Source organism: Thalassobacter sp. (genome assembly GCF_982993085.1).
The window spans coordinates 1-8801 of sequence record NZ_CEZFMW010000133.1 but is presented as its reverse complement, the minus strand read 5'-3'; the positions used below and the strand labels follow the sequence as shown (position 1 = coordinate 8801).

General features: G+C 59.5%; 10 protein-coding genes. 4 read left to right on the top strand and 6 right to left on the bottom strand.

Features of this window, described 5'->3' with window-relative positions; translation table 11 throughout:
- Positions 1-81 precede the first annotated feature (81 nt).
- Complete coding sequence (locus tag AC4GMC_RS15860) at positions 82-411, bottom strand: AzlD domain-containing protein (RefSeq protein ID WP_487877966.1); 330 nt, start codon at positions 409-411, stop codon at positions 82-84.
- On the bottom strand, positions 408-1115 hold the full coding sequence (locus AC4GMC_RS15855) for an AzlC family ABC transporter permease (protein ID WP_487877965.1): 708 nt from the start codon (positions 1113-1115) through the stop codon (positions 408-410). Before AC4GMC_RS15855 ends, AC4GMC_RS15860 begins: the two co-directional genes overlap by 4 nt.
- Before the next feature lie 75 nt (positions 1116-1190).
- Between AC4GMC_RS15855 and AC4GMC_RS15850 the strand changes: the two genes are divergently transcribed.
- Genes AC4GMC_RS15850 through AC4GMC_RS15835 form a run of 4 tightly spaced genes read left to right on the top strand, consistent with a single transcriptional unit; the run spans position 1191 to position 5255 of the window.
- A complete protein-coding gene (locus AC4GMC_RS15850; RefSeq protein ID WP_487877964.1) occupies positions 1191-2048 on the top strand; it encodes a formate dehydrogenase accessory sulfurtransferase FdhD in 858 nt (285 codons plus the stop codon).
- Positions 2045-2647 carry a molybdenum cofactor guanylyltransferase MobA gene (gene mobA, locus AC4GMC_RS15845; RefSeq protein ID WP_487877963.1) on the top strand — a complete coding sequence of 201 codons (603 nt, stop codon included), beginning with the start codon at positions 2045-2047 and terminating at the stop codon, positions 2645-2647. The genes AC4GMC_RS15850 and mobA overlap by 4 nt, the downstream gene beginning before the upstream one ends.
- The gene (gene mobB, locus AC4GMC_RS15840) at positions 2644-3138 is read left to right on the top strand and encodes a molybdopterin-guanine dinucleotide biosynthesis protein B (protein ID WP_487877962.1); all 495 of its coding nucleotides are present in this window, start codon (positions 2644-2646) and stop codon (positions 3136-3138) included. The genes mobA and mobB overlap by 4 nt, the downstream gene beginning before the upstream one ends.
- Positions 3135-5255 carry a molybdenum cofactor synthesis domain-containing protein gene (locus AC4GMC_RS15835; protein WP_487877961.1) on the top strand — a complete coding sequence of 707 codons (2121 nt, stop codon included), beginning with the start codon at positions 3135-3137 and terminating at the stop codon, positions 5253-5255. The genes mobB and AC4GMC_RS15835 overlap by 4 nt, the downstream gene beginning before the upstream one ends.
- Here the strand turns inward: AC4GMC_RS15835 and AC4GMC_RS15830 are convergent.
- The 4 genes from AC4GMC_RS15830 to fabA all read right to left on the bottom strand — a co-directional run bounded on the left by AC4GMC_RS15830 (position 5250) and on the right by fabA (position 8771).
- The gene (locus tag AC4GMC_RS15830; protein WP_487877960.1) at positions 5250-5690 is read right to left on the bottom strand and encodes a hypothetical protein; all 441 of its coding nucleotides are present in this window, start codon (positions 5688-5690) and stop codon (positions 5250-5252) included. The two genes, AC4GMC_RS15835 and AC4GMC_RS15830, sit on opposite strands and share 6 nt — an antisense overlap.
- Positions 5691-5939: 249 nt before the next feature.
- Positions 5940-6725: an enoyl-ACP reductase FabI gene (locus AC4GMC_RS15825; protein WP_038004167.1), complete on the bottom strand. Its 786-nt coding sequence runs from the start codon at positions 6723-6725 to the stop codon at positions 5940-5942.
- A gap of 145 nt (positions 6726-6870) precedes the next feature.
- The gene (gene fabB / locus AC4GMC_RS15820; protein ID WP_038004168.1) at positions 6871-8100 is read right to left on the bottom strand and encodes a beta-ketoacyl-ACP synthase I; all 1230 of its coding nucleotides are present in this window, start codon (positions 8098-8100) and stop codon (positions 6871-6873) included.
- A gap of 161 nt (positions 8101-8261) precedes the next feature.
- Positions 8262-8771 carry a bifunctional 3-hydroxydecanoyl-ACP dehydratase/trans-2-decenoyl-ACP isomerase gene (gene fabA, locus AC4GMC_RS15815; protein ID WP_038004170.1) on the bottom strand — a complete coding sequence of 170 codons (510 nt, stop codon included), beginning with the start codon at positions 8769-8771 and terminating at the stop codon, positions 8262-8264.
- Positions 8772-8801: the final 30 nt, after the last annotated feature.

Here is an 8801-nt window from a genome sequence, read left to right as displayed (position 1 = left end):
CGGACGTCTTCTCCGACACCGAGCGCCACATGGCACTCTCGGGAGACGTGATTGAATGGCCCTAATGCGGCAGCGCAGCGATTATGTCAACAGATACTGGACCGCATAGAGGGTCACGATCCCACTCACGATGGCCCCTATGACGTTCTTGGTAAGGATGCCAACGGCAAGGGCAACACCCGCCGCACTCAACCGGGCAGGGTCAGGTTGACCCCCTGTCGCGGCGGGCCACAAGACGAGGGGCGCGATCAATCCGGGCATCACCGCCACTGCAGTGTACCGCAGATGTCGCAGGAGCCATGCGGGCATCTCACGGTCGCCAACAAGTCCAATGAAAACAAACCGAAGCCCGAACGTCCCCAAAGCGAGGCATATGATGATGAGCCAGATGGTGGGGGTGGAATAATTCATCGACGACGCTCCAACCAAACCTCAGACTGCGCGCCTGCGATCATTGCGAAAACAGCCGCGATTATCAGCCCAAGGTTGTACGGCACCCACACAAACGCCAGCGCGAGGGCGGCAGATATGACGGCTGCGATGACGTGGGGTAAGGTGCGCAGGGCAGGTGCGATAATCGCAAGGAATGTAATCGGTACTGCAAAATCGAGGGCGTATTCCGGCGGGATTGCCATGCCCAAAACCGCCCCCGCATAGGTCGAGATGTACCACATTGGGGCCACGGTGCTGATGCTTCCGACGAAAAATGCGACCTTTTCTGAAACCGTCAAATTGGGCCGGTTCTCGTATTCGTTGATTGAACAGGCGTAGCTTTGATCGACGCATAGATAGGCGACGAAGGCACGCTGCCAGAGCGGGGCAGCCCCCAAATGCTGCGCAAGGGACGCCGAATACATTGCCATACGCAGGTTCACGGCCAACGCTGATATGATCACGATGACGGTTGGTGCTTGCTCGGTCATCAACTGGACGGCGGTGAACTGAGCGGCCCCCGCAATCACCAGGACTGAGAACGCCATGACCTCTAACAACGGCAGCCCGGCTTCGGTGCCGACAACGCCGAAAAGTGCCCCAAACGGGATGATAACCAACAGAAATGGCGCGCCTGCGCGAAAGCCGCGCCAGTATGCTGTTTTCGGGTTGGAAATTGCCATGAAACGCCCCAAAGTTGTGCCTCAGTCGGCGCAGTTGCGTCCGGTGTACGCACCCACCTTCGGAGAAACAAGCGCATGATTATTGCCCCCGATCCTTCTTTGCCACGTCTTACGCGGGCCGTCGTTGGGCGTGATCAGACGGGGGCAGAGGTCGACTTACGCGTGGTCGAAGAACGCCCTCTGACGATCTATCTCAATAGTCGTGAAATCGTGACCTCGATGACGATTGGCGACTATCCCGAATACCTTGGTCTTGGGTTTTTGGTGAACCAAGGAATGGTTGGCCCCGATGATGTGGTAACGGGCGTTGACTACGACGAAGAGCTAGAAGTCGTCATCGTGCGTACCGAGGTTGAGACAAACCATGAAGCCAAACTGGCCCGCGCCACCCGTACCAGTGGCTGCGCCGTGGGTACGGTTTTTGGCGACATGATGGAGGGATTAGAGGGTCTGGAATTGCCCGCCACACAGGTGCGGACGTCGGACCTTTATTCCCTGTCAAAGGCGATCAATCAGATGCCCTCACTTTACTTAGATGCAGGTGCGATCCACGGCACGGTTCTGTGCCAAGGCGATCAGCCCTTGGTCTATATGGAAGACGTCGGCCGCCACAATGCGGTGGATAAGGTCGCGGGTTGGATGCGGTCCACTGGAACCGCTGCGGGCGACAAAACGCTTTATACGACGGGGCGCCTTACGTCCGAGATGGTGATTAAATGCGCGCTGATGGGCATTCCAGCGCTTGTGTCTCGGTCAGGGTTTACCGCGTGGGGCGTTGAAATCGCCCAAGAAATCGGCCTGACAGTTGTGGGTCGTCTGCGCGGGCAGCGTTTTGTCTGCCTTAGCGGTGCAGAGCGGTTGGTATACGACGCAGACCTTAGTGCGGTATCCGACGAAAGCAGCAAGCATCGCCGCAAAGGAGCGCAGGTATGATCCAGCCTCATGGGGTGATCCTTGCGGGTGGTTTGGCCACGCGGATGGGCGGTGGTGACAAAGGTCGCCTGCGCGTGGGGGGGCGCAGTCTATTTGCGCGAGTTATCGACCGGCTGGAGCCGCAGGTGGACCGCATTGCTCTGAATGCGAATGGTGACGCGGCCCGGTTTGCCGATCTGGGGCTGCCGGTTTTGCCCGATAGCGTGGATGGTTTCGCGGGGCCCCTTGCGGGTGTTTTGGCCGGGCTGGAATGGGCTGCTGAAACGGGTGTGCCGCATATTGTGACGGCCGCTGCGGACACGCCATTTTTCCCCGCCGATCTGGTGCCGCGCCTATTGTTGGCTGCGGGCCCCGAGGGGGTGGCCCTAGCCGCGACTCGGGATGAAAATGGCAAGCTTTGGCATCAACCGACATTTGGTTTGTGGCCCACTGCGCTGCGCCATGATCTTCGTGCGGCCCTCGAAGGGGGGCTGCGTAAGGTTCTGCATTGGACCGATCGCCACGGTGCTGGCATGGCTGAGTTCCCGGCCATGGCGCTTGATCCGTTTTTCAATATTAACACCCCGGATGATCTTGCGACGGCTGAGGCCGCCCTATGAAGCACTACGGCATTACGGGTTGGAAAAACTGCGGCAAGACCGGGTTGATGGAGCGGTTGGTTACACACTTCACGGGCCAAGGCCTGCGCGTGTCGACCATCAAGCACACGCATCATGCGGTCGATCTAGAGGTCGCAGGAACCGATACGCATCGGCACCGTGTCGCGGGCGCGGATCAGGTTATGTTGGCGTCTGCCAGTCGGTCTGCGTTGTTGACTGAGCATCGTGGTGCGCCAGAGCCTGAATTGCGTGACCTACTGGCGCAGATGGCTCCTGTTGATCTGGTGTTGGTTGAGGGGTTCAAATCCAGTGATCATCCTAAGGTCGAGGCGCACCGTGCGGCGGCCGGGACATCCGCTTTGTTGGCGGCGACCAATACGACCATTCGGGCCGTGGCCAGCGACAGCGGCCCCAGTGCGGATGTGCCAGTGTTTGATCTAGATGACACGGCGGCCATTGCGGCATTCATTGCACAGGATTTAGGGCTTTGACCTATGATCTGGTAATCGCGGTTGACTGGTCCGCACGGGCCAAGCCGGGGCCAAAGGCCCCCGCCAAAGACAGTATTTTTATCTGTGCTGGACGAGCGGGCGGGATCACGCATCCTGTCTATTGCCGCACCCGCGCTGAGGCGATGACCCATATCCATGCCCTTCTGGACGCGGCCCTTGCGGCCGGGGAACGCGTTTTTTTGGGCTTTGATTTCGCCTTTGGTTACCCTGACGGTTTTGCCGAAACGCTTACCGGTCAGCGCGGTGCGCTTGCCGTGTGGGATTGGCTTGCAGCGCGGGTGTCGGATGCGCCTGACAATGCCAACAATCGGTTTGAGGTTGCGGCGGAAATGAACCGTGCTTGCCCCGGTGTTGGTCCCTTTTGGGGATGCCCCACACAGGTTGACCTGCCTGACCTACCGCCCAAAGGCACAGCGCGTCATGGTCATGGCATGGCAGAACGCCGCCGTGTTGAGGCGAGTATCCGCAGCGCGCAACCTGCGTGGAAGCTGTTCACCACGGGTTCTGTCGGTTCTCAAAGCTTGCTTGGGCTGCCGCGCCTTGCGGCTTTGCGGGCGCGGTACGGCGATGACCTTTCGGTTTGGCCGCTACAAAGCGGATGGCAGGTGCCGAAAGCCGCTATCACCGTGGCCGAAATTTATCCCTCAATGCTTGCTCCAGCTGATCCCGGGGCGCTGGCTTTGGAATACCCCGGCGCGGGGTACGATATCCTTGATGCCGCGCAAGTTCGCTGGGTGGTTGAGGCGATCCTGACCGCCCAAACAGACGGTATGCTTGAGGGGTGGTTCCACGGAGATGGTGATCCCGCCGAGGAGGGATGGATTTTTGGCGCCAACGCAGCGCGCGTGCCCGTGGCCCCACCGCTCAAGAACGATTGTTTCGCCCTCCCACCCGGGGTGCATTGGACCCCAGTAGACGAAGCGTTAGAGCACTTGCGTGATGGGTTGAGCCGGGTCGTGTCCGCCGAAACTGTAGAGCTTGAGCAAAGCTTGGACCGTGTTTTGGCCGAAGATATCGTTGCATTGCGCGACAACCCGCCGACTGCAAACGCCGCTGTCGACGGCTATGGCTTTGCCCATGCCTCAGGCGCGCTGAATATGCCGCTGGTCGATGGCCGTGCGGCGGCTGGGGTGCCCTATGACGGGACCGTGCCACCCGGGCATGCGGTGCGCATTCTGACGGGCGCGCCTGTGCCTGCGGGCGTAGATACGATCGTAATGCAAGAGGACGTGGCGCTGGATGCCGGTGCCCTGCATTTGTCCGCATTGCCCAAGCCCGGCGCAAATACCCGCCGCGCGGGAGAGGACCAAAAAGCCGGCGCGCCGATCTTTGATGCAGGCCACGTTGTTCGCGCGCCCGATTTGGCAACGCTATCGGCGCTGGGCCATGGGGGTGTGCCGGTGTGGCGGCGTCTGCGCGTGGGTGTGTTGTCCACCGGCGATGAGTTGGCCGCACCCGGTGCAGCGGTGGCACCTGCGCAAATCTATGATGCGAACGGCCCGATGTTGCGCGGGCTTGTCGCGGGCTGGGGGATGGAGGCTGTCCATTTGGGTCGCGCCCCCGATGATCGCGATGCCTTGCGCGCGCTACTGAATGATGCGGAAAGCCGGTGCGACGCCATTCTAACATCCGGCGGCGCGTCGGGCGGGGATGAGGACCATATGTCTGCGCTGCTCACGGCCGAGGGGCAGCACACGTTGTGGCGCATTGCCGTGAAACCAGGGCGTCCGCTGGCGCTGGGCCTATGGCAGGGGGTGCCGTTGTTTGGTTTGCCCGGCAATCCGGTCGCGGCCTTTGTGACGGCAGTTATCTTTGCCCGACCTGCTTTGTCGGTGCTTGGGGGAGCGGGGTGGCGTATGCCACAGCCCGTATGGCTGCCCGCGCAATTCACCAAAGGCAAAAAAGCCGGACGCCGTGAATTTTTGCGCGCGAAGATCACCCCCGAAGGGATTGAGGCCTACGAATCCGAAGGCTCTGGCCGGGTGTCCGGGCTGTCTTGGGCGGATGCGTTAATCGACCTGCCGTCGGACGCGCTGCAAATTCAGCGCGGCGACATGGTGCGAGTACTGCCCTACGACGCGCTTTTGCGCCTATAGCAAGCCGCGTCGCTGGATTTCACATTCCAGTAGGCGTTTTTCGGTGATTTCGCTGTCTAGCGGCGCGAACGTAGCTGCCTGCATTTCCGAATAAAGGTGCAGTATTTCCGCGTCGCCTTTACCTGTTTCGAGCGCGTTGAGCGCGCTACGCACATTGATGGCATCTGTATCAATACCGTTGGCACGCGCTGCGGAAACTCGCGCATTTTCATTCAATTGCACCGCTTCAAGGCCTCCCTTACAAAGGTTGCCCACAAAGGTCTTGCGGATGATTGATCCGTTTAGGTCCGCCTCGGTGGTTACAGCCAGACCATCTACACCGGTACTGACGGTTGAAACCACTGCGATACCCGTTCCGACCAGGGCAGCGGTAAGTACCACCCAGTCCAGCGTCAGTGCGCCGGCATCGTCTTTTAGGAAGTCGCGAAAAAACATAATAAGCCACTCGTTAAGGTTAATGTCCTTTCAACTTAGTGGCTGAGGTTGGCAAAATTTGGGCACTTTGGCCGCTGTCTGTAAAATATATCGGGATTATTGGGCCCTAAACGGGCAACAAAGCGCGATTGAGCAGCTCATTGTGTCACAAATTTGCCGGATGGCGGGTTTTGCCTCATGTCGCCGGGGTATCTCCGCATAAATTAACGGGCGGCCCCAACGGCGCGCCCGTTTGACTGTGTCAGCCGCTTATAGGTTGTCAGGGTGTGGCATGCCCATCACGTGATAGCCGCCATCAATATGCACGACCTCACCCGTGGTGCATGCCCCCATTTCGGAGGCGAGGTAGACGGCCGTACCACCCACTGCTTCCAGCGTCGCGTTGGAGCGGAGCGGCGCGTTCTGTTCTGTGTGGCGATAGGTTTTGCGCGCACCGCCGATCGCGGCACCCGCAAGGGTTTTCATCGGGCCAGGCGATAGGGCGTTTACGCGGATCCCGTCAGGACCCAAATCGGCGGCAAGATACCGGACTGATGCTTCAAGTGCTGCCTTGGCCACGCCCATCACGTTGTAGAATGGTGTCACGCGTTGGGACCCATCAAAGGTCAGCGTTAGCAGCGTGCCGCCATTGGGCATCATTTCAGCGGCCCGGCGGGACACTTCGATGAACGAATAGCAAGAAATATCGAGCGAATTTTTGAAATTTGACCGGCTGGTATTGACGAAACGGCCCGTCAGCTCCGATTTGTCCGAGAATGCGATGGCATGGACGAGGAAATCCAGACTGCCCCAGCGGTCCTTGAGCGTGTCAAAGGCGGCGTCCAGCGACGCATCATCGGTCACGTCTGCGTCCACAAGAATGTCAGAGCCCAATGACGCGGCCAGTGGTGCCACCCGTTTGCCAAAGCCCTCGCCTTGGTAGGTGAACGCCAGTTCTGCGCCTTGCTCGGCCATGGCCTTGGCGATGCCCCACGCGATGGAGCGTTCGTTCGCGACCCCCATGATCAGGCCTTTTTTGCCGTCCATCAGTCCCATGGTGTCTCCTTTTTTGCTGTCTTAAGAGAGCGGTAGGCGACAGGCGCGGGGCGGTCAAGCTTTGGACGGCATTTGATGCCAGAGGACGCGTTTTGACCGCGCCCAAAGATGGACGCGGCGCAGAACGTAGGATTGGCAGGGCGTCTTAGTCGCGGTGCTTGGAAATAATGACCGTACCGTTGGTGCCGCCAAAGCCGAACGAATTCGACAGGATCGAGTCGATCTCAGCGTTTTCCTTGAGTTCGGTGTTGATCTCGGCAGGGGCAAGGTTTTCGTCCAGATCGTTAACGTTGATCGAGGGCGCGATGAAGCCCTTGTTCATCATGATCATGGAATAGATCGCTTCCTGAACGCCGGTCGCGCCAAGGCTGTGCCCAGTCATGGATTTGGTCGACCCGACGGGGGGTGTGTTGCCCTCGCCCCAGATGTTGCGGCAGGCGACGATCTCTTTGATGTCACCAACTGGGGTCGAGGTCCCGTGGGCGTTGATATACCCGATCGAGCGATCCTCGGGCAGGGTGCTCAGCGCCAAGCGCATCGCGCGTTCGCCGCCCTCACCGGAGGGGGCAACCATGTCATGGCCGTCGGATGTTGCGCCGTAGCCGGTGACTTCGCCATAGATTTTGGCACCACGGGCAATCGCACGCTCGCGTTCCTCTAGCACGACAACACCTGCGCCACCTGCGATGACAAAACCGTCACGGGTGCTGTCATAGGGGCGGGATGCAGTTTCTGGGGCGTCGTTGTATTTGGACGACATCGCGCCCATAGCATCGAAGAGGCATGAAAGCGTCCAATCGACTTCCTCGCCGCCGCCGGCAAAAACGATATCCTGTTTGCCGAACTGAATTTGCTCGGTCGCGTTGCCCATGCAGTGCAGCGATGTGGTGCAAGCGGATGTTATCGAATAGTTTACGCCCTTGATTTTAAACGGTGTCGCAAGACACGCGGAGTTCGTGGACGACATGCAGCGCGTGACCATGAAGGGGCCCATGCGCTTGGGGCTGCCCTTGTTGATCACGGTGTCAAATGCGGTGAAAAAGTTCGAGGTCGAAGGCCCGCCGGAACCCATCACGAGGCCCGTGCGCTCGTTTGAGACTTCGTTCTCTGCCAAACCGCTGTCCGCAATCGCGCGTTCCATCGCGATGTAGTTGTAGGCCGCACCCGGACCCATGAACCGCAATTGCCGCTTATCGATGTTTTCGGCCAGATCGATGTCCGGTACGCCGTGGACTTGGCTGCGGAACCCATGCTCGGCATAGGATTCTGAGAAGGTGATGCCGGACTTGCCCGCGCGAAGGCTCGCTTCGACCTCATCGGGCGTATTGCCAATGGGGGACACGATGCCAATACCTGTGACAACTACTCTACGCATGGGGTTCTCCTCGATCCGGTCGCATTTGTGTTTAGGCGAGGGGTCGTGGAGGAGCAAGGGCCGGGTGATCTAAAGATTGGCGTGCCGCACGCGCACGCATATCACCCGCAGGCTTGCGGGTGATTGAAGGGACGCAGTTTGTTGGTGAAAAGGCCGGCGACTTAGGTCTCGCTGAGCGCGACCTTCATGTCTTTGACCTGATAGATAACTTCACCGTCTGCTTCGACGATGCCGTCAGCAACACCCATAGTCAGGCGGCGCGTTTGGATCGCTTTGGTGAAATGCACGTGGTATTTCAGCATCTTGCGGTCAGGGCGCACCATGCCTGTCAGCTTGACCTCACCCACGCCAAGCGCGTATCCGCGACCCTGCCAGCCGCGCCAGCCAAGGTTGAAGCCGGTCAGCTGCCATAGCCCATCCAGGCCCAGACAGCCGGGCATGATTGGGTTGCCGGGAAAGTGGCAGTCAAAGAACCAAAGATCGGGTGTAATGTCGAATTCTGCGATCACATGGCCCTTGCCATGTGGTCCGCCGTCGCCCGAAATCTCGGTGATCCGGTCCATCATCAGCATGGGCGGAGCGGGCAACTGGGCGTTGCCAGGGCCAAACAGCTCTCCGCGTGAGCATTGCAGGAGGGCTTCCTTGTCGAAAGAACTGGGGAAATCGGCCATGGTCAATCCTTCGAATGTGTCGCGATTAAC